22 protein-coding genes are annotated in these 23,009 nt (G+C 37.5%); 12 read left to right on the top strand and 10 right to left on the bottom strand.

Annotated features, from left to right (window positions below):
* Positions 1–39: 39 nt before the first annotated feature.
* The 5 genes from J0L69_10580 to J0L69_10560 all read right to left on the bottom strand — a co-directional run bounded on the left by J0L69_10580 (position 40) and on the right by J0L69_10560 (position 4,520).
* The gene (locus tag J0L69_10580) at positions 40–768 is read right to left on the bottom strand and encodes a hypothetical protein (protein MBN8693634.1); all 729 of its coding nucleotides are present in this window, start codon (positions 766–768) and stop codon (positions 40–42) included.
* Between the two features lie 32 nt (positions 769–800).
* Positions 801–1,742, bottom strand: a complete 942-nt coding sequence (trxB, locus tag J0L69_10575; protein ID MBN8693633.1) for a thioredoxin-disulfide reductase — start codon at positions 1,740–1,742, stop codon at positions 801–803.
* Positions 1,743–1,856: 114 nt separating this feature from the next.
* On the bottom strand, positions 1,857–2,684 hold the full coding sequence (gene prmA / locus J0L69_10570; protein MBN8693632.1) for a 50S ribosomal protein L11 methyltransferase: 828 nt from the start codon (positions 2,682–2,684) through the stop codon (positions 1,857–1,859).
* Positions 2,684–3,439, bottom strand: coding sequence for a triose-phosphate isomerase (locus J0L69_10565; protein MBN8693631.1), 756 nt, complete (start codon positions 3,437–3,439; stop codon positions 2,684–2,686). Before J0L69_10565 ends, prmA begins: the two co-directional genes overlap by 1 nt.
* 4 nt (positions 3,440–3,443) lie before the next feature.
* Positions 3,444–4,520, bottom strand: a complete 1,077-nt coding sequence (locus J0L69_10560; GenBank protein ID MBN8693630.1) for an ABC transporter permease — start codon at positions 4,518–4,520, stop codon at positions 3,444–3,446.
* 151 nt (positions 4,521–4,671) lie between these two features.
* On the opposite strand from J0L69_10560, the gene J0L69_10555 reads away from it, so the two are divergent.
* Positions 4,672–6,912, top strand: a complete 2,241-nt coding sequence (locus J0L69_10555; protein ID MBN8693629.1) for a patatin-like phospholipase family protein — start codon at positions 4,672–4,674, stop codon at positions 6,910–6,912.
* A gap of 67 nt (positions 6,913–6,979) precedes the next feature.
* Here J0L69_10555 and sucD read toward each other — a convergent pair whose 3' ends face one another.
* Both sucD and J0L69_10545 read right to left on the bottom strand, forming a co-directional pair.
* On the bottom strand, positions 6,980–7,864 hold the full coding sequence (gene sucD / locus J0L69_10550) for a succinate--CoA ligase subunit alpha (GenBank protein ID MBN8693628.1): 885 nt from the start codon (positions 7,862–7,864) through the stop codon (positions 6,980–6,982).
* Between the two features lie 48 nt (positions 7,865–7,912).
* Positions 7,913–8,353, bottom strand: a complete 441-nt coding sequence (locus J0L69_10545; GenBank protein ID MBN8693627.1) for a hypothetical protein — start codon at positions 8,351–8,353, stop codon at positions 7,913–7,915.
* Positions 8,354–8,483: 130 nt separating this feature from the next.
* On the opposite strand from J0L69_10545, the gene J0L69_10540 reads away from it, so the two are divergent.
* The 7 genes from J0L69_10540 to dnaJ all read left to right on the top strand — a co-directional run bounded on the left by J0L69_10540 (position 8,484) and on the right by dnaJ (position 15,336).
* Positions 8,484–9,119, top strand: a complete 636-nt coding sequence (locus tag J0L69_10540; protein ID MBN8693626.1) for a DUF4290 domain-containing protein — start codon at positions 8,484–8,486, stop codon at positions 9,117–9,119.
* Between the two features lie 17 nt (positions 9,120–9,136).
* Complete coding sequence (gene murA / locus J0L69_10535; GenBank protein MBN8693625.1) at positions 9,137–10,441, top strand: UDP-N-acetylglucosamine 1-carboxyvinyltransferase; 1,305 nt, start codon at positions 9,137–9,139, stop codon at positions 10,439–10,441.
* Positions 10,410–11,027 carry a TlpA family protein disulfide reductase gene (locus J0L69_10530; GenBank protein ID MBN8693624.1) on the top strand — a complete coding sequence of 206 codons (618 nt, stop codon included), beginning with the start codon at positions 10,410–10,412 and terminating at the stop codon, positions 11,025–11,027. The genes murA and J0L69_10530 overlap by 32 nt, the downstream gene beginning before the upstream one ends.
* Positions 11,024–12,262, top strand: a complete 1,239-nt coding sequence (locus J0L69_10525; protein MBN8693623.1) for an OmpA family protein — start codon at positions 11,024–11,026, stop codon at positions 12,260–12,262. The genes J0L69_10530 and J0L69_10525 overlap by 4 nt, the downstream gene beginning before the upstream one ends.
* Positions 12,262–13,566: an OmpA family protein gene (locus J0L69_10520; GenBank protein ID MBN8693622.1), complete on the top strand. Its 1,305-nt coding sequence runs from the start codon at positions 12,262–12,264 to the stop codon at positions 13,564–13,566. Before J0L69_10525 ends, J0L69_10520 begins: the two co-directional genes overlap by 1 nt.
* A 78-nt stretch (positions 13,567–13,644) precedes the next feature.
* Positions 13,645–14,184: a nucleotide exchange factor GrpE gene (locus J0L69_10515; GenBank protein MBN8693621.1), complete on the top strand. Its 540-nt coding sequence runs from the start codon at positions 13,645–13,647 to the stop codon at positions 14,182–14,184.
* A 3-nt stretch (positions 14,185–14,187) separates the two neighbouring features.
* On the top strand, positions 14,188–15,336 hold the full coding sequence (gene dnaJ, locus J0L69_10510) for a molecular chaperone DnaJ (protein ID MBN8693620.1): 1,149 nt from the start codon (positions 14,188–14,190) through the stop codon (positions 15,334–15,336).
* Between the two features lie 81 nt (positions 15,337–15,417).
* Here dnaJ and J0L69_10505 read toward each other — a convergent pair whose 3' ends face one another.
* Positions 15,418–16,464 (bottom strand): hypothetical protein, encoded by a 1,047-nt coding sequence (locus tag J0L69_10505; protein MBN8693619.1) that lies wholly within the window; start codon positions 16,462–16,464, stop codon positions 15,418–15,420.
* Positions 16,465–16,534: 70 nt separating this feature from the next.
* Here J0L69_10505 and J0L69_10500 point away from each other — a divergent pair, with 70 nt between their 5' ends.
* Positions 16,535–17,341 carry a 4-(cytidine 5'-diphospho)-2-C-methyl-D-erythritol kinase gene (locus J0L69_10500; protein ID MBN8693618.1) on the top strand — a complete coding sequence of 269 codons (807 nt, stop codon included), beginning with the start codon at positions 16,535–16,537 and terminating at the stop codon, positions 17,339–17,341.
* Between the two features lie 184 nt (positions 17,342–17,525).
* Positions 17,526–17,738, top strand: a complete 213-nt coding sequence (locus J0L69_10495; GenBank protein MBN8693617.1) for a hypothetical protein — start codon at positions 17,526–17,528, stop codon at positions 17,736–17,738.
* A 3-nt stretch (positions 17,739–17,741) separates the two neighbouring features.
* Here the strand turns inward: J0L69_10495 and mtaB are convergent, their stop codons facing one another.
* Positions 17,742–19,088, bottom strand: coding sequence for a tRNA (N(6)-L-threonylcarbamoyladenosine(37)-C(2))-methylthiotransferase MtaB (gene mtaB, locus J0L69_10490; GenBank protein ID MBN8693616.1), 1,347 nt, complete (start codon positions 19,086–19,088; stop codon positions 17,742–17,744).
* A 113-nt stretch (positions 19,089–19,201) separates the two neighbouring features.
* Between mtaB and J0L69_10485 the strand changes: the two genes are divergently transcribed.
* On the top strand, positions 19,202–19,639 hold the full coding sequence (locus J0L69_10485; protein MBN8693615.1) for a hypothetical protein: 438 nt from the start codon (positions 19,202–19,204) through the stop codon (positions 19,637–19,639).
* Positions 19,632–20,552: a TIGR01777 family oxidoreductase gene (locus J0L69_10480; GenBank protein ID MBN8693614.1), complete on the top strand. Its 921-nt coding sequence runs from the start codon at positions 19,632–19,634 to the stop codon at positions 20,550–20,552. The genes J0L69_10485 and J0L69_10480 overlap by 8 nt, the downstream gene beginning before the upstream one ends.
* Here J0L69_10480 and J0L69_10475 read toward each other — a convergent pair.
* Entirely contained in the window at positions 20,533–22,965 is a 2,433-nt protein-coding gene (locus tag J0L69_10475; protein MBN8693613.1) for a TonB-dependent receptor, read from the bottom strand. The two genes, J0L69_10480 and J0L69_10475, sit on opposite strands and share 20 nt — an antisense overlap.
* Between the last annotated feature and the right edge of the window lie 44 nt (positions 22,966–23,009).

Raw genomic sequence — 23,009 nt, 5'->3', positions numbered from 1 at the left:
TATGTTTACAGTAACTAAATCGATGAAGGAAAAGAATGGTTAAGGTTTTGTGAGCGTGTTTTTGAAGCTTTCCTTCTTCACCGCTTCGCCTTTTTCATCGTAATAAGTCCATTCACCTTCTTTGATGTATTGTTTGGTGTCTGGTTTGTACAATAAAAAACCTTCTTCTTTTAACTTTCCGTTTTCGTAATATTCTTTGGCTTCGTACTTCTTAATTTTCTTATCAATGAGTGTAAGTTCACTGGCAGGAAATCCATTCTCATAATAATATTTTCGCTTAAAAATATATTGAACTTCCTTGTCTTTTTCTACAATACTTTCCGGACTTCCGTTTTGAAAATACGTGTATTCGTTTTGCGGTTGTCCGTTATAATAAAGAATTTGTTTCTGAACTTTTCCGTTAGGATAATAAATGTCAAAGGAGGAACGGGCCGGATCGGAATTAATAAAACTACGTTCAATTTGTCCGTCTTCATAGAAATTTTTAAAAACTTTTATTTGCCCGTCCACATAAAATCCTTTGTGTAATATTTTTCCACTCGAATAATAATCTTCCTGCCAGCCTTGTAAATTATAGCCTGCTTTGTTGTAGCGAATAGAATCACCGCCAATTGTTGGAATTAAGCGATTATACATTTTAATTCCGCCATTTGGATCAAATGCGTCATCCTGGGTGTAGCGTTTTAATTGAGGCACCTGATCAGCAAAACGTTGAGCAGAGCAAACACTGCTTAAAATCAAACTTGATATGATAATAATATGCCTCATTTACTTTGTATCAGCAAAAACCATGCTGGTTTTTAGTGAATGCCCATGTCTGCTAAATATCTTTCCGCATCCAGCGCACCCATGCAACCGCTTCCGGCAGCCGTAACCGCCTGACGATATACTTTATCTTGAGCATCACCAACAGCGAATACACCTTTTATATTCGTTTTACTTGTACCCGGAATTGTTTTAATATAACCTTGCTCATCTAAGTCTAACCACTCTTTAAAAATGTCGGTGTTCGGATGATGACCAATAGCCACAAAGAAACCTGTTACATCTAACTGGCGTGTTTCACCGGTTTTGGTGTTTTTAATACGTGCTCCGCTTACACCTTTTTCGCCTAAAATATCTTCCGTTTCAGAGTTAAATAACACTTCAATGTTTGGTGTGTTAAGTACACGTGCTTGCATGGCTTTACTAGCGCGCATTTCTCCTTTACGAACAATCATGTATACTTTTTTACAGAGCTTTGCTAAATAAGTTGCCTCTTCAGCAGCAGTATCTCCGGCACCAACAATGGCTACGTCTTGTCCTTTAAAGAAAAATCCGTCGCACACCGCACATGCAGAAACACCAAATCCGTTTAAGCGTTGTTCGTTTGGCAGGCCTAACCATTTTGCGGATGCACCTGTAGCAATGATTACAGTGTGAGCTTGCAATTCGGTTGTTTCATCCACCCATACTTTGTGCACCGGACCGCTAAAATCAACTTTATTTACATAGCCAAAGCGAATGTCTGTACCAAAACGCTCAGCTTGCTTTTTAAAATCTTCCATCATTTCCGGACCATGTGTTCCGTTAGGATAGCCCGGAAAGTTTTCTACTTCTGTAGTTGTTGTTAATTGTCCACCCGGTTGCATGCCGGTGTACATTACCGGTTTTAAATCAGCACGGGCAGCGTAAATTCCGGCAGTATAGCCTGCAGGACCTGAACCTATAATAAGGCATCTTAAAATGTTAGAATCTGACATAAGAAATGGGGCAATTAATGATTAGAATAAAGAACAAATTTACAGTAAGATTTGTTCGTGACACACAATTTTAATCTTTTTTATCAAACAATGAAGGCAGGTTGTTAAGAACGATTATTGTTTCTTTAGAATCACAACAGCCCACTCGTTTTTATGTTCTTGTTTGTGTAAGCTTAACAAATGGTTTGAGGCTAAGGCTATTAATTCGTCGCAATCGGTTTTGAAAAAGCCGCTTAGAAAAAGAAATCCACCGGATTTTATGGTAAGCGCAATTTTAGGAATATAAGATTTAAGTACATTTTTATTGATATTGGCTAGAACAATGTCGTAAGCGTTGTGCTTCGAAAACAAATCATTATCGCCTTTAACTATCTTAATGTCTTTGCAATTATTGTTGCTGCAATTTTCGAGCGCGTTTTCAACCGACCAATCATCGATATCATTCCCCACAATTTGAGTGGCACCAAGTTTTTGAGCAAGAATCGCCAACACACCTGTACCACAACCCATATCAAACACGTACTTGTTTTTAAAATCGAAATCCAGCATGTTTTTACTCATTAACCAGGTGGTATCGTGATGACCTGTGCCAAAACTCATCTTTGGCATAATAATGATATCGTATTTTGGTTGATTTTCTAAGTGATGAAAAGGAGCACGAATAACACAGTCTTCGGTGACAATAACCGGATTGAAATTTTTTTCCCATTCTTCATTCCAGTTCACTTGCTCTATTTTTTTTGATTCGAAAGAATAGGAAAAATCATCGAAAGCTAAATCCGATAAATCGAGAGTCGCGTTTTCTGCTTCAGGTATATAAGCGACAAATCCGCTTTCATTGGTTTCAAAACTTTCAAAGCCGTAATCCGCTAATAAAGCAATGAGAATATCGGATCCGGGTTCAGGAGGCGTAACAGTAAAATTATATTGAAAATAATGCATTAAGCAGACGCGATAATTTTGCAGAAATCTTCAGCCTTAAGGGAAGCACCGCCAATTAAACCACCATCAATATCTTCACAAGAGAATAAATCCTTTGCATTGCTTGCGTTGCAACTGCCGCCATAAAGTAGGATGGAGTTATCGGAAACAGACGAATCAAATAAATCCTTCATACACGTACGAATAAAAGCGTGCATTTCCTGGGCTTGTTGTGGTGTGGCGGTTTCGCCGGTTCCAATAGCCCAAACAGGTTCATAAGCGATAACTACTTGTTTAATTTGATCGGAATTTAAACTACTTAAAGCTTCAGTAATTTGCGACTTTACAATTTCGAAGTGAGTGTTGCTTTTTCGTTGTTGAAGTGTTTCACCTACGCAATAAACCGGTTTAATATTATTGTTGAGTGCCTGCACTATTTTTTTAGAGCACAAGACATTTGTTTCGTTATAATATTGTCTTCTCTCTGAATGACCAATTAATACGTAAGAGCAACCTAAAGAATTAAGCATAGAGGCGGACACTTCCCCGGTATATGCTCCGGCATTGTGTTCACTGCAATTTTGTGCACCGACAAAAAATCCTTTTTTGTTTTTTAAAATTTCATTGACAGATTGTATAAACGGGAAAGGCGGGAAGATAATTTTTAGGCTATTGTTTTCAGGAGAAGAATGAATTATTTCCTGTGCGAGCGATACGGCTTCACTCAGGTTTTTATTCATTTTCCAATTCCCAGCAATAATTTTGTTTCTGCCCATGAGTTTATTTAAATCTTACACGTGGGTCGAGGATGCCATAAGCGATATCCACTAAAATATTTATGAATACGAATATGGTTGCAAAAATTAAAGTGGCACCCATCACAACCGGTAAATCATTTTTAGTTAGAGCTTCAAAAACTTCGTAGCCGATACCTTTCCAACTGAAAATAAATTCAACAAACACCGCACCTGCCATTAATCCTGCAAACCAACCTGAAATAGCTGTTACTACAGGGTTCAATGCATTCTTTAGCGCATGTTTGAGAATTATAGCGTAAAAACTCAAACCTTTAGCTTTAGCTGTACGAATGTAATCTTGCGACATAACATCCAATAAGGAGCTGCGCATTAATTGAACAACAATGGCAAGCGGACGAATACCTAAGGTGATAGAAGGCAGGATTAAGTTTTTTAATTCAAGCACTTCACCGTTCCAAACATCTATATCATATAAACTTCCGGTAGGGGATAAACCTGTATATTCCGTTAAAACGTAACCAAATAACCAGGCAATAATTAATCCTACAAAGAAGGAAGGTGCGGCCATTCCTAAAACAGATAAAACCAAGGATAGCTTATCGTAAAAAGTATTACGTTTTACGGCGGCTACAATACCTAAAAACACCCCAATGATAGATGCAATGACAATGGATGTAAAAGCTAAAACGGCAGTTTCAGGTAAGGTCTCAATGATAATATCCGAGACAGGTCTTTTAGTGATGTATGAACGACGTAAAAAAGGGATTTTAAGAACTATTACTTTCGATTCACTTACCTGAAACAGAGGAATCCAACTGTATTTTTGAGGATTAAGGTACCAATGACTTTCTGTATCCTTGAAATCGTGGAAAGAAACTACGAATAAGTCGTTAAGGTACAGGGCATATTGCTCCATAATAGGCAGGTTGGTCCCTAAATCACGGTGAATGGCTTCAACCGCTTCTTTATTCGCACGCTGCCCTAACATAATGGAAGCTGGGTCGCCGGGCAAAACATTAAACAAGAAGAAAACGGTGGTAATTACCCCTAAAAGAACCACTATACCGTAAAATACCTTCTTGGCTATAAATTTTAACACAAATTCCTGTTTTAGAACAAACTGCTAAATAAATAAATATATTTATGATTTAAAACTGTTTTTAGATAAAGTTTAACTTTGAGCAAACTAGTTTTTGACTAAAAATCCTAAATATTTCTGCTTTTTTCTGGCATTGATTCTATTCTCCAAAATGTTTCCACAAAAAGTGGGCTTGGTGTTAAGTGGTGGTGGATCAAGTGGAATTGCTCATATTGGTGTAATTAAGGCTCTTGAAGAGAATAATATTCCGATTGATTATATTACAGGTACTTCTATTGGTAGTTTAATTGGAGCTTATTATGCGGCGGGTTATAGTCCGGCCGAAATGGAGCAATTAGTTAAAAGTGAATTTTTTTCACAAGTCACGCAGGGCGAAATGCCGGCCAAATACAATTATCATTTCAAGAAAAATGGTGAAAATGCTTCATGGATTAGGTTAAAACTTTCTTTGAATACGAATTTGATTAACAACCTTCCAACGAATGTCATTAATTCAGTGCCCATTGATTTTTATTTGATGGAAGCTTTTTCTGGAGCAAATGCCTTAGCAAAAAATAATTTTGACAGCTTATTGGTGCCTTTTCGATGTATTGCCTCAGACGTTGAGAATAAGAAAACAATTGTGTTTAAAGATGGAGATTTATCAAGCTCTGTGAGAGCCAGCATGAGTTATCCTTTTTATTTGCGTCCTATTGAACTCGACGGAAAATTGTTGTTTGATGGAGGATTGTATAATAATTTTCCGACGGATGTGATGTACGACGAATTCTATCCTGATTTTATCATTGGTTCTTCGGTGGCAGAGCGAACAGCGCATCCGGATGATGATAATCTATATCTTCAACTACGACACCTATTGATGAAGCAAACCAATTTTGATCCTATTTGTGAAAATGGAATTTTAATTGAACCCTGGAGTAATGTCAATACATTTAGTTTTGATGAGATTGACCGTTTAATTGATAGCGGATACGTGAGTACTTTACGCATGCTTCCTCAAATTAAACAACATGTAGAAAGAACGATTAATGCGGAAGAATTGGAGAGGAATAGAAAGCGCTTTAAAGCAGCATCTGTACCCGACGATATAATTTTTAATCAGGTAGAAATTTCAGGAGTTAAGAAGCCAGCGCAAAATTTCATCCGTAAAAGTATTATTCATAAAAACAGACCCTTTTCATTATCACAGCTGAAGAAACAGTACTTCAGGCTAACAAGTGATGATAAAATCAAATCAGTTTATCCCATTGCGGAAAAAGATTTACCAAGCGGCTATTATAAGTTAAAATTACTGGCAAAACGAGAGAAAAGTTTTTACCTGGATATAGGTGGAAATGTTTCTAACCGTCCGATAAGCGAGGCTTTTTTAGCAGCTCAGTACAATTATTTGGGTAATATTGGTTTTACAGCCTATGCGAATGGCTATTACGGAAAACTTCACAGTAGCGGACACGGAAAATTACGTTTTGATTTTCCGGGTAAAGTTCCTTTTTACATCGAGCCTACCGTTACTTATTCGCGTTGGGATTATTATCGAAGCAGTGCTTTGTTTTATGATTTTTTGAAACCGGCGTATTTGTTACAGGAAGATGTTTTTGGTGAGCTGAATGTTGGTTTTCCGCTCGGAAATATGTCAACCGCTATTATTTCAGGAGGGGTTGCCGAATGGGGAACAAAATATTACCAAACCGAAAATTTCACCAAATTGGATACCGCAGATGCTTCGTATTTCGGTTTTGCATTCGGACAATTCTCATACGAACTCAATACACTGAATAGAAAACAATACGCAACGGATGGAACTCGTTTGTGTTTTAAAGCGAAATATGTAAGCGGTTCTGAGAGTTATTATCCGGGTACTACATCCATCGATTCATTAAAATCGATTAACTATCCGCATCATCAATGGTTAACGCTAAAATTAACTTTTGATAGTTATATCAGAACTATTAAACGCTTTAAAATTGGCGTGTTTGCGGAGGGTGTTTATTCAACCCAAACCTTTTTTACAAATTACACTTCCAGTATTTTATCGGCTCCTGCTTTTAACCCAACATTGGAAAGTCAAACTTTATTCATTCCTGCTTATCGCGCGCATCAATACGTTGCCGGAGGGCTTAAAACCGTTACTACTCCGATTAAAAATTTCGATATCAGGCTGGAGGGTTATTTGTTTCAACCAATTAATACCATTACTTCAACACCGAAGCAAACCGCGCAATATTCCTTACCATTATTGTATCGTAATTTCATTGGTACGTTTGCATTGGTATACAACACACCGGTTGGCCCACTTAGTGTTGGTGTGAACTACTACGATAAAAACGAAAACAGCTTCTCGTTTTTCTTCCATTTCGGATACATTATCTTCAATAAAAAATCAATTGATTAGAATTGAATGGAAATAAAAAAGTCGCAAGTTTTTTCTTGCGACTTTTTATATTTTTTATGTAAAAGAATTAAGCGACTACTTTACCTAACACTTTTGCCATTGTTTTACCAATTTCGGCAGGTGATTCACAAACGTGTAATCCACACTCTTTCATGATGGCCATTTTAGCTTGTGCTGTATCATCTTTACCACCTACAATTGCACCGGCATGTCCCATAGTACGACCTTTAGGCGCAGTTTGTCCGGCAATAAAACCTACAACAGGTTTTTTATTGCCATTGGCTTTAATCCAACGTGCCGCATCCGCTTCATAAGTACCACCGATTTCTCCAATCATAATGATACCTTCTGTTTCAGGGTCATTCATTAATAATTCAACCGCTTCTTTTGTGGTAGTTCCAATGATAGGGTCGCCACCAATTCCAATAGCTGTTGTTACGCCTAAGCCTGCTTTTGCCACTTGATCAGCAGCTTCGTAAGTTAAAGTACCTGATTTAGAAACAATTCCGATTTTGCCTTTTTTGAAAACAAAGCCCGGCATAATTCCAACCTTCGCTTCTCCTGCAGTGATAACACCGGGACAGTTAGGGCCAATTAAACGGCAATCTTTACCTTTCAAATATTCTTTCGTGTAAATCATGTCCTTCACAGGAATACCTTCAGTAATACAAATAATTACTTTGATACCGGCATCAGCAGCCTCCATAATTGCATCAGCAGCAAATGCCGCAGGAACAAAAATGATAGATACATCCGCACCGGTGTTTTTTACCGCATCGGCAACTGTGTTAAATACCGGGCGATCCAAATGTTTAGTACCGCCTTTGCCCGGCGTTACTCCGCCCACAACGTTAGTACCATATTCAATCATTTGTGTAGCGTGGAAAGTTCCTTCGCCACCGGTAAAACCTTGAACAATGATTTTAGAATTTTTATTTACGAGAACTGACATAAAGTATGTTTTTAAAGAGGGCTAAATATAAGATTTATTTTTTGATTCTTAGTTTTTGTCGCCGCCAAAATAAAGTGATTCAATCGCATCCGCGTTAAACGCCACGTCATAAATTACCTCATTTAGAATCGCTTCATTGGTAAACTCAATCGGCTGAACAGCTTGAACGATAACTGTCTCACACGGAGAGCCATCGGCACGCTTATCTGTTGTTACAGTTACAGCAGAATAAGTACCATAACCACCTTCTTTTAATAATTTGTATAAATTTAAATTTTGCGTGAATTCACCGCAGCGGCTGTTCATATACACTACGTCCTTACCGAAATAACGTCCTTGAATTATCCAAACGTACACAAACTGGTAACGGAAAGTTCCATCTTTCATTTTAATGGCTACATCCATTCTGTATACCCCAGGAGAAACTTCGTCTACTTTGTAGTTCCAACGCGCTGCAATATTCGTCACCGCTACTTTTAAATCAAACATAATTGTAATTTTTTAATGGTTTATGACGTAAAAATAAAAAATCAGGTAATAAACATGCGATTGGTTAATAAATAGTTTAAAACTTTAAATCCTACCCTTATTTTAGCTATATTTATACTTTGAAACTACTATGGAATACAACACCCAACAGCCCAAAATGATTATCCCCGAATATGGTAGAAATATTCAGGGAATGATAGAATATTGCTGTACCCTTAAAGACCGTGATGAAAGAAATTTGTGTGCTCGCGCAATTATTCAGGTAATGGGGCAGTTAAATCCGCATTTGCGTGATGTAGCGGACTTTACGCACAAATTATGGGATCATCTTTTTATTATTTCAGAATTTAAATTGGATGTGGACTCGCCTTATCCGAAACCATCACCTGAAACCTTTAAAGAAAAGCCGGAACGGTTAACCTATCCTAGCGGAAAAATCCGTTATAAACATTATGGAAAATCCATCGAAAAAATCATTGAGCAAGCTAAAAAATTGAAGGATGGTCCGGAGAAGGATGAATTAACTCGTCACATAGCCAATCATCTAAAAAAGTCTTACCTCAACTGGAATAAAGATTCGATAACTGATGATGTCATTTTTAAAAATCTTCAGGAATTATCGGGAGGTGAGTTAAAAATGGATGAATCAGCGGTATTGAGTTCTCATCAGGAATTGAGAGGGAATAATAACAATAACAAACCTCGCCACAAGTTCCAAAATAACAAGCATAAGCATAAACATAATAAACACCATCGCAAACATTAATCTCATTTCCCTATACTATGGCCATTTTTGAAGTTACCGGAGGCAAACAATTAAAAGGAGATATCATTCCGCAAGGAGCTAAAAACGAAGCGCTGCAAATCATTTGCGCCGTTTTACTTACCAACGAAAAAGTTACCATCAGTAATATTCCTGATATCGTTGACATCAATAAGCTTATTGATTTATTACGTGATTTGGGTGTAAAAATTGAAAAAACCGGCCATGAAGAATATACTTTTCAGGCCGATGAAGTGAAGGTTGATTATCTCGTATCGCCTGAGTTTAAAAAGAAGGGCGGAGGTTTACGAGGCTCAGTAATGATAATTGGTCCGATGTTAGCACGATTTGGAAGAGCTTACATGCCGAAACCGGGAGGTGATAAAATTGGCCGTCGTCGTATGGATACTCATTTCTTGGGCTTCCAAAATTTAGGAGCGCAATTTGATTACGACGGACATGATGAAATGTTTAAAGTGCATGCCGATAAATTAAAAGGCACTTACATGTTGTTGGATGAAGCTTCTGTTACAGGAACTGCCAATATCATTATGGCAGCTGTTTTAGCAGAAGGCACAACCACCATCTACAATGCGGCTTGCGAACCTTACATTCAGCAATTATGTAAAATGCTGGTGAGCATGGGTGCGAAAATTAGCGGTATTGGTTCTAATTTGTTAAACATTGAAGGTGTAACATCATTGAAAGGAACAAAACATCGTTTGTTACCTGACATGATTGAAATTGGTTCATTCATTGGCCTAGCAGCCATGACTCAATCTGAAATTACCATTAAGAATGTTTCGTATGATAATCTAGGTTGTATTCCTCGTGTGTTTTCTCGTTTAGGAATTCAAATGGAACGTAGGGGTGATGATATTTACATTCCAAGCCAAAGTCATTACGAAATCGATACTTTCATCGATGGTTCAATCTTAACCATTGCAGATGCTATTTGGCCTGGATTCACGCCTGATTTATTAAGTATTGTTTTAGTTACTGCAACCCAAGCACGCGGAAATGTTCTCATTCATCAGAAAATGTTTGAGAGCCGTTTATTTTTCGTAGATAAACTAATCGACATGGGTGCCCAAATTATTTTATGTGATCCGCACCGTGCTACTGTGATTGGTTTAGATAAAAAAGTTCAGTTGAAAGCAATTCAAATGGCATCGCCGGATATTCGTGCGGGTGTATCGTTATTAATTGCAGCTATGAGTGCAAAAGGCAAGAGCACCATCTTTAACATTAATCAAATTGATAGAGGCTATCAGAATATAGATGGAAGGTTAAATGCTATTGGTGCTGAAATTATCAGAAAGTAAAATGGAACTTAAAAGAATATATTTAGTATTAAGCATTTTTTTGACGTTTGCTTTTGCATGTAAATCTAAGAAGGAAACAAGTACCGATTCAAAAAAAGAAACGATAGTAGCGACTACAACAGTAGAAGCTCCTGTAGGGTTGAATCTGGGAAACAAAGCACCGGAAATTGAATTGAACTCTCCGCAAGGAAAACCGGTTAAATTATCTTCATTAAAAGGACAGTTAGTACTGATTGATTTTTGGGCCAGTTGGTGCCGTCCGTGCCGAATTGAAAACCCATCGCTCGTTGTAGCTTATAATGTTTTCAAAGATCAGAAATTTAAAGGCGGTAAAGGATTTACAATATACAGCGTTTCATTAGATAATAATAAAGACGCATGGCAACAAGCTATTTTAAATGATGGTTTGGTTTGGAACAATCATGTAGGTGATTTAGGCGGTTGGAATAATTCGGCAGCTGTAAAATATGGCGTGTATTCAATTCCAACCAATTTTTTAATTGATGGTAACGGCATTATTGTAGCAAAAGCATTAAGAGGTGATGATTTGCATAAAAAGTTAGAGGAACTCAGAATTAAAGAATGATAAAACGCTTGTTAAAAATAGTTGTTGTTCTGAACGTTTTGTTTGCTTTTAAATTAAGCGCGCAAACACCGAATACTGTATTAAAACAAGGTGATCCCACCCCGGCTCTTATTCTTTATAATAATCAAAACACGCAGCAAAGTATTTCATTCCCTTATATTAATAAAGTTGTATTACTTCATTTTTGGTCATCAAGTGTAAGTAAATCGAAACCATTTATACCTCGTTTATTGGATATTCATGAACGTTACAGTAACGCGGTTTATCGTAATGCCGACGGATTCGAAGCTTTTACTATAGCTGTGCAAAGTGATAAAACTGCATGGAATGAGGATATCGTGAATATGAAAATGGAGGGTGTCAGTAATTTAATTGCTCCTCGTGGATACAATGATTTAACTATACGTAATTTTAAAATCACTCAATTGCCACTCACGTTATTAATCAGCGAAACCGGACAAGTACTTATGGTGAATCCAACTCAATTGGAAATAGAAGATGTGTTAGACGGAAAGAAAAACTCACCGGTGAATACAAAAGATTTAAAAGCCCGCTTATTGTTTTCAGAAGCGCCAACCGACGCAGTGAAGAATCAAAAAATGGTTTTGAAGAATAAATTTGGTGATACTTTAAGTCGTACAACCACTGATAACTCAGGTGTATTTACTTTTTACGGCGTTAAGTTTTTAAAAGATTATATTATCAAATTAGATACATCGGGTAGTTTGCAAAACGTTTCTAAAGCTTATTTAAGCACTTCAGCCGGTGCTGTATTTGGTATGATTAACAAAACTGAGGTAGGATTTGAATTGCCTTTAACACTAAACGAGATTAATAAAATGAATGCTTCCGACAAGGAAACAATGGCTCAGAAAAATGCACTGACAGTGAATCCTAATGTTACATTTAAGGCCGGTACAGCACAAATTGATGAAGGAACTACTCCTGAATTGGATAAGGTAGTTACCATGATGACAAAAAATAAGGAATATACTTTGGAAATTATTGTGCATACAGATAGCCGTGGAGATGATGCCGCAAACCTTGAGCTTTCAAAAAAACGCGCAAGCGCAGTAAAAACGTATTTAGTGTCGAATGGTATCGTTGCGACTAAAATACGAACCATAGGGAAGGGTGAAACCATGCTTCTGAATAAATGCAAAAACAATGTGAATTGTACTGAAGCAGAGCACCTCGAAAACAATCGTGTTGAATTAAAATTCATTAAACCTTAATGAAAAAAATCGCCGTCATAGTTTGTCTGTTTTTTGTCTGCAACGTTGTGTTCGCACAAAAAAAATTAAGAGTCGGTGAGAAAATTCCTTTTGCTAAAGTTGAGGTTTATAATAAAGACAATCAGAAAACTTCCATCGATTTACCTACAGGAAAACCGGGGAGTCCCGATCGCTTTGTGTTAGTTTTGTTTTTCACCACACAACAACCCCTTAAGCAAATTGTAGATATTAATCAACGCATCGAATTTATCTTGAATCGTTTTCAAAATAATGCTTGCAAGGGCGCTTCAGAAATTGAATACGTAACTGTTTGTGCCGAGGAAGATGACGCTAAATGGCAAACCTATCTCAAAGATGGTAATTTGGTTAATTCTAAATTCAAGGGTAAAAAAACAAATTACTTGGCAAAAGGCGGAATTCAGGATAAGGCTGTTCAGGTATTTGGTGCCGATAAATTCCCATCTTTTTTCGTTGTGAATCCTAAAGGTCGTTTATGGATGGAAACCGATAGTGCTAAAGTATTGGAAAGAGCATTTGTAAATATTTGTCGCACCAATGCGGCTTATTCAACAGCGGATATTTCGGGTAAACTGTTGATTGGTGAAGCCGTTAAAAAGCCATTGACTGATCACAATGTTTATTTGGTGAATCAATTACAGGATACTTTGAAAACTGCTAAAACAGATGGCTACGGTGATTTTCTTTTTACAAAAATAGATACCACTCAAACTTTGTCGATTCGCATTGAGCAAAACGACAAAGTTAAAGGCGGACCAAAAGTATACTTGGCCAAGCAAAATGGCGAGATGGTTGGTGAATTAACCAAATCAAGTAAAGGTTTTTTTGAATATAAATTACTTAAGGCCGATGTGGTGACTTTAGCGCCTATTGAAGAGGAAGATGATATCACCATGAAGTATAAGAAGTTTGATAAATCCGGAGAAAAAACTTTATCGGTTACCGAAAACATCTATTACGAATCAGGGAAGTTCAATATCACTTTTGAAGGGGAATTGATTTTAGATCAGGTGATCACAATTCTTGAAGCCAATCCGGGCGTGAAATTGGAGGTAATCTCACATACCGATAGTAGAGGTGATGATGCTTCGAACCTTGCCTTATCCGAAAAACGTTCCAAGGCCGTAGTTGATTATCTGGCCTCCAAAGGGATTGATAATTTCAGATTAACACCAACCGGAAAGGGTGAAGCACAAATCAAAAACCGCTGTTTAAATGGGGTTGAGTGCTCTGACAAAGAACATGAATTAAACCGGCGAACAGAGTTTAATTTCCTTAAAAACTGACAGAATTTCCACTTATTTTTATTGGCAAAATTATTGATTGACAATTAAGCAATCACGAACTTATATTGATTTGATACTATGAAAGAACAGGATAATGTAAATAATACCGAGAATAATACCGAGGGGCAAGAAGAAAATACTGCCACTAATGCTGAAAATACGTCAGTTTCTGAGGTAGATCAATTAAAGCAGCAAGTAGCGGAATTAAACGATAAATACCTTCGTTTATATTCAGAGTTTGATAATTACAGAAAGCGTACCATGAAGGAAAAAAGTGAGCTGATAAAAACTGCATCTGAAGATGTTTTTAAAGCCATTTTGCCTGTCATTGATGATTTGGAAAGAGCAATAAAGGCGAATGAGAACAATAACGATCCTGCTTCCATTAAGGAAGGTATTGTTTTGATTAGTAATAAAATGAAGCATAATACCCAACAAAAAGGTTTAACGGCATTTGAGAGTGTTGGTTTAGCTTTTAGTGAAGATACCATGGAGGCGATTACACACATTCCTGCCAGCGATGAGAATCAAAAGGGGAAAGTAGTGGATGAGGTGGAGAAAGGTTATAAATTAGGTGATAAAGTAATTCGCTACGCAAAGGTAGTGGTAGCAAATTAAACTATGGCAAAGAGAGATTATTACGAAGTACTGGGCGTAGCTAAAAACGCAAGCGATGACGAAATAAAAAAGGCGTATCGTAAGCTGGCTATTAAATACCATCCTGATAAAAATCCGGATGATAAAGCTGCTGAAGAAAAATTTAAAGAGGCCGCAGAGGCGTATGAAGTTTTAAGTAATGCAGAGAAAAAACAACGATACGATCAGTTCGGACATGCGGGCATGAGTGGTGCAGCAGGTGGCGGCGGCTATGGTGGCGGTGGAATGAACATGGATGATATTTTCTCTCAGTTCGGAGATATTTTTGGCGGTGCATTTGGATTTGGTGGCGGAGGCGGAGGAAATGGCGGTGGCCGTCGTGTAAACCGTGGCTCCAACTTACGCGTTAAGGTTAAATTAAACCTGAACGAAATTGCTCATGGCGTAGAGAAAAAAATAAAGGTGAATAAACAAGTCGCCTGCGGAACCTGTAAAGGAAGCGGCGCTAAAAATAATAATTACGATACCTGTAAGATTTGTAATGGTTCAGGAGTACAAACCCGTGTTCAGCAAACCATATTGGGTGCTATGAGAACGCAAACAACTTGTAGCTCTTGCCATGGCGAAGGAAAAATTATTAAGGAGAAATGCGGGACCTGTCATGGCGATGGTGTTGTAAGAGGTGAAGAGGTTATCTCTGTAAATATTCCGGCCGGTGTTGCAGAAGGGATGCAACTTTCTATGAACGGAAAAGGGAATGCAGCACCAAGGGGTGGCATTAACGGTGACTTATTAATATTAGTAGAAGAGGAAGAGCATCCGGAGTTAAAACGCGATGGAAACAACCTTATATACCATTCATTTATTAGTTTCCCTGAGGCAGCTCTCGGAACTCAGGTCGAAATTCCAACAATTGATGGTAAAGTAAAAATTAAGATTGATCCGGGTACACCAAGTGGAAAAATCCTTCGTTTAAAGGGCAAAGGTATTCCTGATATAAACTCTTATGGAAAAGGCGATTTATTGGTGGATGTGAACATTCATGTGCCAACCAATTTGAGTGCTGATGAAAAGAAAATGATGGAGCAATTACAGGATTCTAAAAACTTCAAGCCTAATCCAAATAAAAAGGAGAAGAGCTTCTTTGATCGCATGAAAGAGTATTTTGAATAAATGTCATAAAGAGAAATAAATGCCAATAAAAAAGCCCCGAGGTTTGCGCTCGGGGCTTTTTGTTTTATGATAATGCTTTTATTAGCGGATATCGTGAGAGTAAGTAATACCTTCAATAGTTACTTTGGCATTGTAATCTACGATAGTTCCAGACTCACCAAAGTCAATAACTCTGTCAGACTTACCTGTTGGTTTAAAGTTTAAAACTCCCGTTAAGAATGGGTGACGTTGAACTGTAATTACTTCGCTACCTACAACTACGAATAATTCAGGAGAGCTAACAAAATTACGTGTTAACGGATTTGAAGTAGCAAGTGTATAAGCAGTTCCGTTAGCTAAAGTTCCTGTACCTTCAACAGTATAAGAAGAGTATTGTAAGTTTAACTTTAAGAAGTTATTGTTTACACCACTATATCCAAATACGGTATAAGTTGTAGCAGATGGGCCCGGAGGCATTGGAATTGAAGTGTTATTGGTGTTTTCTAATGTTTTATTGATAGTACCGTTAAATGTAGTGGTAGAAGTGCTTGTTCCATTTGCCCACATTACGCTAACATCAGCTGTTTGTTTCCAGCTCATTTTGGTAGCGCTAGGTAAAAAAGGAGCAGTACCAGGGAAACCAATTGGAGTGGTATTTGAAATACGCATGTTGTTGATGCTGATAGTGTAGTTATCTACTGAATAACCAACAGAAGTTACATCCACAATAAAGCCGGGAATACGATAAAATTTATTAGGTACAGTAGCAGGAGTTGCAGTATAATCAAATACTAAAACACCATTACGAACGCGACCATCACGACCTACAGTATTGTTGAATGTTAAAGTGTATGAGTTTGACCCAACATTAACCAATGCATTACTACTATTAATAGTGTTTGTTCCTTGCATAATGGTAACCGGAGTTGCATCATGATCGTTCAATAAAAATGCATTCGATTCACATACTTGTCCGCATAACTCCTGGATATCGTTAACAATCATTTGAGTGTTTACGGCCTCAGTAGTAGTGGTCATATCTTTATCCGGTTCAGGCTGAGGATTCGTTTTGTCTTTGGTACAATTAGTTAAAACTAACGAACCAGCCATTAATAACATTAAACCAATAGTAGATTTTTTATTTTTCATGGTTGTGTTTTTATAAAATTTTAGTGCAATTTAGTAAAAAATATTTAACAAAGCCAAAAAAGCCCAAAAAATGATACTTTTTCCAAATGCTAAGATTAACCTGGGACTGAACGTGATAGAGAAAAGACCGGACGGTTTTCATAACATCGAGACGGTTTTTTATCCCATTAATTGGTGTGATGCCCTCGAAGTTTTGGATGGAGGCTCTCAGCCTTTTGATTTGGAAACAAGCGGTTTAACAGTAGCCGGACCCATTGAAGAAAACATCATTTATAAAGCCTGGAAGGCCTTGAGCGCTGAGGTTAAATTACCCCATTTAAAAGTCAATTTACGTAAGGTTTTGCCAATGGGAGCCGGACTCGGCGGGGGCAGTTCCGATGCGGCTTTTTTTCTGAAAATTATCAATCAAAAGTTTAGTTTAGGATTGAGTCAAGAGCAGTTAACCAATATTGCCCGCAAATTAGGGTCTGATTGCGCTTTTTTTATAGAAAATACCCCCGTTTTTGCGGTGGGCAAAGGGGATGAGTTCAGTTCGGTTAAGGTAAACTTAAAGGACTATCGTATTTTAGTGGTACATCCGGGCATTAATAGTAATACCAAGGAAGCTTACGATGGCGTTATTCCCAACAAACCATTACGTTCGGTTAAGGAAATTGTAGAAAATGAACCCATTTCCAATTGGAAAAATTGCTTGGTTAACGATTTTGAAAAAAGCATTTTTAAAAAGTATCCCGAAGTGGAGAAATTAAAAAACCAACTCTATGAAGCCGGTGCCGTTTATGCATCAATGAGCGGAAGCGGAAGCGCAGTGTTTGGGATTTTTAAAGATAAACAAACCATCACATTTCCGGATACATATAAATCAATGTGGACTTAGTTTCCACATTAAAAAAACAACCACTTATAAACCCAAACCGGGTATCCACACTGTAAATCTTGTTTAGGTAAAAGTTCAGGATTACATTTAAACGCACCCATTGATTTCTTTAGATATACCCACAGGCGGGTATTTATAAAAGAAAGTACAATTCATAATTTGGCTAAAACAGATCCCTTGTACTATGAACTTAATCATTGATACCGAACAACGCACCTTAACGGTTCAACATGATTCCGATATCCATTCGTTTAAATTATTTAATCAGGATGGATTTCTTGTAGAAAGCAACTTTGAAAAGAACACCTATAATTTTTCACATTTACCTAAAGGAACCTATACGGTTTGCGTAACCGATAAAGAAAGTCGTTTTTTTTCTGAAAAGTTTGTGGTGTGATTTTTAAGCAGGAATCTCCTCTGAAATTTTACAGATTACATTTCCTTCTTCATCGAAGTCGTTCAGTGTAACTTTTACGGCTGTATTTACTAAGTCGGCATTGTAAGTGTGCTTCACCTTTACGTAATTCTCCGTAAAACCAAACATGAAATCACCTTTTGATTCGTTCTCGAAAATAACCGTTGAGGTTTTACCAATGTTTTGCTCATAAAAAGCGCGCAGTTTTTTCGCCGATAAAATTCGTAACATCTTATTGCGTCTTTTTCTTTCAGAAACAGGAATCGGATTTGGCATTTCAATGGCCTCGGTATTATCGCGTTCGCTATATGTAAACACATGCAAGTACGAAACGTCTAATCCATTAATAAAATTATACGTGTCTAAAAATTGTTCTTCCGTTTCTCCCGGAAAACCTACAATTACATCCACACCAATACAGCAATGCGGCATTAAAATTTTTATTTTCGCTACTCTGTCGGAATACAGCTCTCTTAAATAACGGCGCTTCATGCGCTTTAATAATTCGTTGTTACCGCTTTGAAGTGGAATGTGAAAGTGCGGCATAAAACGTTTGGATTGCGCCACAAATTCAATGATTTCGTCTTTTAATAAATTGGGTTCAATAGAAGAGATGCGGAATCGCTCAATACCTTCCACTTCATCCAATGCCTTGATTAAATCTAAAAACGTATAGTTCTTTCTCTTCTTTACATCCCCATCAATATCTCTTCCGTAACCAAAATCACCAATGTTAACTCCTGTTAACACCACTTCTTTCACGCCGCTGGCTGCAATCTTTTTAGCATTCTCCACTACATTCTCAATAGTATCGCTTCTGCTTTTGCCTCGTGCGAGAGGTATGGTGCAAAAAGTACAACTGTAATCACAGCCATCTTGCACTTTTAAAAACGAACGGGTTCTGTCGCCAACCGAATAAGCATCTACAAAGAAATCAGCATCGTTAATTTCGCAACTCTGAATTTGAGTTGATTCGTTTTTACTGCTGAGGTTAATGTAGTTTAAGAGTTTGAATTTTTCTGTAGCGCCTAATACAACATCCACTCCTTCAATTTGCGCGATTTGTTCCGGCTTTAATTGCGCGTAACAACCTACAATAGCCACAAAAGCTTCCGGATTTTTTTGCAAGGCCGATTTTACAATTTGCTTACATTCTTTATCGGCATTTTCGGTAACCGAACAGGTATTAATCACATACACATCAGCCGGACTCCCAAAATCTACTTTCTTAAAACCTTTCTCCAGCATTAAACGGGCAATGGTAGATGTTTCTGAAAAATTCAGCTTACATCCCAGTGTATGAAACCCAACGGTTTTGCCCTCAAAATTCATGGCGCAAAGATAATCAAATACTCTTGGTTTTATAAGCTTTTTTAGTCTGTTAAAAAGCACTAAATAATACCAATTTAATGATCATGAAGAATTGCTTTGGTTACATTTATACTATGAAATTAACCAATATCATCACTCAAGGCATCTTATTAGGTGTTTCGTTCATCACCATCTTCTTGGCCATTATCAATAATCCATCTTATGAAGGAGGTATAAAATGGAAGGAGGTTTTAATTTGGACAGCCCTTGTGCAATTTTTTGTGGGTTTATATCAACTTATTAACGCCATCATTGTTACTATACGTAAAGTGGCTAAAAAACAAATGAACGATTACTTAAAAATATATTGGTTAGCGGTATTGAGTTATTTTGTAATTGGTGGATTATTGGCTTTTTTGATTGAAGAGGTGGCACATGGAAGCATTCCAAATAATAAAGCCGAACGAATTTATGCGTATTGGTTTGTGAGTGCATGGGGCATTGCCATTTTTTATTTTGTAATTACGATTAAGGATTGGCTCGAATATAAACAGCAAAAGACAAATGCGTAAAATAGTTTTAGCAGGAGGTACAGGATATTTAGGGAAAGTGTTGTCACAACATTTTCTTAATTCTTTCGATGAAATAGTGGTGTTAAGCAGATATGCAAAAACTTCAGAAGGGAAAATCAAATTTATGAAATGGGATGGTGTTCAACAGGGCGAGTGGACAAAAGAACTCAATGGAGCCGAAGCGATTATTAATTTAAGTGGAAGAAGTATTAATTGTCGTTTTAACGAAACGAATAAAAAGGAAATTTTAGAATCCAGAGTGAAGTCTACCCAAGCTATTGGAGAAGCCATACAAAAACTCAATCTGCCGCCAAAGGTGTGGATTAATTTTTCGGCCGCCGCGGTTTATCAAAATGCGGTAGGCGGACCACACGATGAGTCGAGTCAAAGTGAAGGTTCGGGATTTATGTTTGAGGTGTGTAAGCAATGGGAGCAGGCTGTCAAGTCGTTTCAACTTCCTCAAACGCGTCAGATTATTTTAAGAATTTCCATGGTATTAGGGAAGAGTGGAGGCGTGGTGCCGACACTTTTGCCATTGGTGAAATTAGGGTTAGGAGGTGCTGCAGGTAGTGGCAAACAAATGGTAAGCTGGATTCACGAAAAAGATGTATGTCGTTTAACCGAATGGTTGATAAACACTCCGGAAGCTAACGGTGTGTACCATGCGGCTTCACAAAATCCGGTAACTAATTCCGACATGATGAAAGCATTTAGAAAAGCTTGTAAAATGCCGATTGGTTTTCCTGCACCAACACCGGCAGTTAAACTTGGCGCTTTGTTCATGGGAACAGAAGCGTCTTTAGTATTAGATTCTGTAAATATAATCCCCCGAAAATCACTCTCCGGGGGATTTGTATTTGAGTTTCCTGAAATAGAGAAAGCTCTTTGTAACCTTATTGAAACTTCAAACTAATACCGGCTAAAAAGTTGATAGGTGCAGCCGGCGCCAAATAATTAAAGGTGTTCAAGGTTTGATCAGTGTAATAACTGAATGTATAGCCATTGGTTTCATATCGTGTATTAAATACATTATTCACGGTCAAGTTCAAACCTAATTCGGTATGGTATTTAGTTTTGATACTGTAATAAACGCGCGCATCTGCAACGTAATACGGATTGATACTTCTGTTTACATTGGTCGTATTATCTAAATACTGACGACCTACATATTTATTAATTAAGGAAATCTCCAAGCCTTTAATTGGTTTAGCCGTTAATACACCACCTGCAATCACATTTGGGGAGAAAGAAATATCTGTCTCCACATAATTGATTTTATATTGGGTATAAACACTCCAGTCGGCATTGGCGCTATCCAGATATTCCGTAAATGTTTTTATTTTATTGCGTGATAAAGTTAAATTCCCGCTCAAAGTAAAATATTTACTAAGGTTAACACCGGCCTGTATTTCAATTCCTCTTCTGTAACTTCTGTCAACGTTAACGCGATTATAAGCCCCCACATCATTTACTTCACCGTTTAATACTAATTGGTTGGTATAATCCATGTTGTAGAAATTAATTTCACCAAACACATCTTTGGAAGCATAAGTAGCGCCAATTTCCAAATCATTTAATGATTCATATTTCGGACGACTTTTCCCGCTGCTATTAACAAAATCATCACGGTTTGGTTCTTTGTTTGTCATGGCATAGGAAGCATACACGCGAATTTTATCATTTACGTTATAGTTCAAGCCGATTTTCGGATTAAAAAAATCATACGTTACGCTTTGTTGCACTTGTGCCAATGTTGTATCAAATCCTAAAAAGGAATAAAATACATTGCGGTATTGCACATCTAAAAACACAGTCAATCCTTTTGTGAGGGTAACTGTTGATTTAAAATAAATGTTATTGTCATTTTTAAATGCCTGGTTTTGATAATAGCGTTTACCCATATCACTTGTGCTTGCATAACGTGCCCAGATGACTTCACCCATATGTCTACCATAATAACCATTGTTGCCTCCACCGATGTTAAATTTTAATTTGGAATTTGGGTTGTAATTTAAACTGTAAACAACGCCGGCAAAATCATTGTCGAGCCATCGTCTTCTGATTAAATCGGTCGAAGTAATAGTATTTGTTCCAATCACAATATCTTCCATGCCGTAATTGGCAAAATCATCGTTGCCGCGGTATTGTTCATAATAACCTTTTCCTTCGGTATAATGTCCGGCAATGGTAAAATTTAATTTATTATTAATGGTTTGAATCCAGTGAATCTGATAATTATCCTGAACGTAATTATCGGTTTCGTTATCATAATATTTTACGTTACCATTTCCATCCCAGTATTCTCCTGCCGGATTATAGGTTCTGTTTCCGTTTTTAATGGAATCTTCCGGTACATAATACCAAGCTTGATAGGTTTTTTCCTTTCCGGAAAACATAATGGCTTTCACAATTGTTTTTTGTCCGTAATAACCGCCCGCTAAATAATACGACGATAAATTGGATTTGGCTCTATCTATGTAGCCATCACTTTTAATATTACTTAAGCGGGCATCTACTGCAAAATGGCCGCCTATCAATCCGCTCCCTACATTCAAGGTGTTGCGCATGGTTCTATAGGATCCTGCCGAATGAATGAGCTCGGCGTATGGTTTTTCATTCAGTGTGTTAGTTTGCATATTAATGCTGGCACCAAATGCACCGGCGCCATTACTGGAAGCACCAACGCCGCGTTGTATTTGCACCGAATTAACAGACGAAAGCAAATCAGGCATATTAACATAAAACACACCCTGACTTTCGGCATCGTTAACCGGAATGCCGTTAATGGTTACATTAATACGTGTTCCATCGGTACCTCTAATTCTTAATCCGGTATAACCAACACCATTGCCGGCATCACTATTACTGACAACGCTGGGCGCCTGACTTAAAATCATTGGAATGTCTTGCCCTAAATTCAATTTGGCTATTTCCTCTTTACCTATTTCCGTATAAGCCATGGCGCTTTGTTTGGTAGCGCGCGTTGAACTTACGGGAATTTCATCCAGCCGTATGTCGTCGACCGTTAGTGTAATATCCAGTTTTAGGTTTTCGTTCAATTGAACCGTATCATAACGCATTTTATAACCAATGCAATTCGTTATCAGAACATATGTTCCGGCTTTCAGGTTGGTGATTTTATATTCGCCAAAAGCATTTGCTTGCGACGAAATAAAGGTGTTTTTAACGCCAATGACCGAATAGGGTATGGCATTTTTATCCGGAGCGGTGACAGTACCATTGATAGAAAATTGCGCTTTCACCATGGGCATATACAATACACCGAAGGCAAGGCTGCACAAACGAGCCGCTTTTTTTAGTTTCATTTTTGTTTCTTTTTTATGTTAAACCATCAAATGCAAAGGGGTTG

It is taken from the genome of Bacteroidota bacterium, assembly GCA_017303905.1.
In the GTDB taxonomy this organism is placed as follows: domain Bacteria; phylum Bacteroidota; class Bacteroidia; order B-17B0; family Aurantibacillaceae; genus JAHEYG01.
Note: the sequence above shows the minus strand (reverse complement) of the source record. Positions and strands in the feature narration are given on the sequence as shown.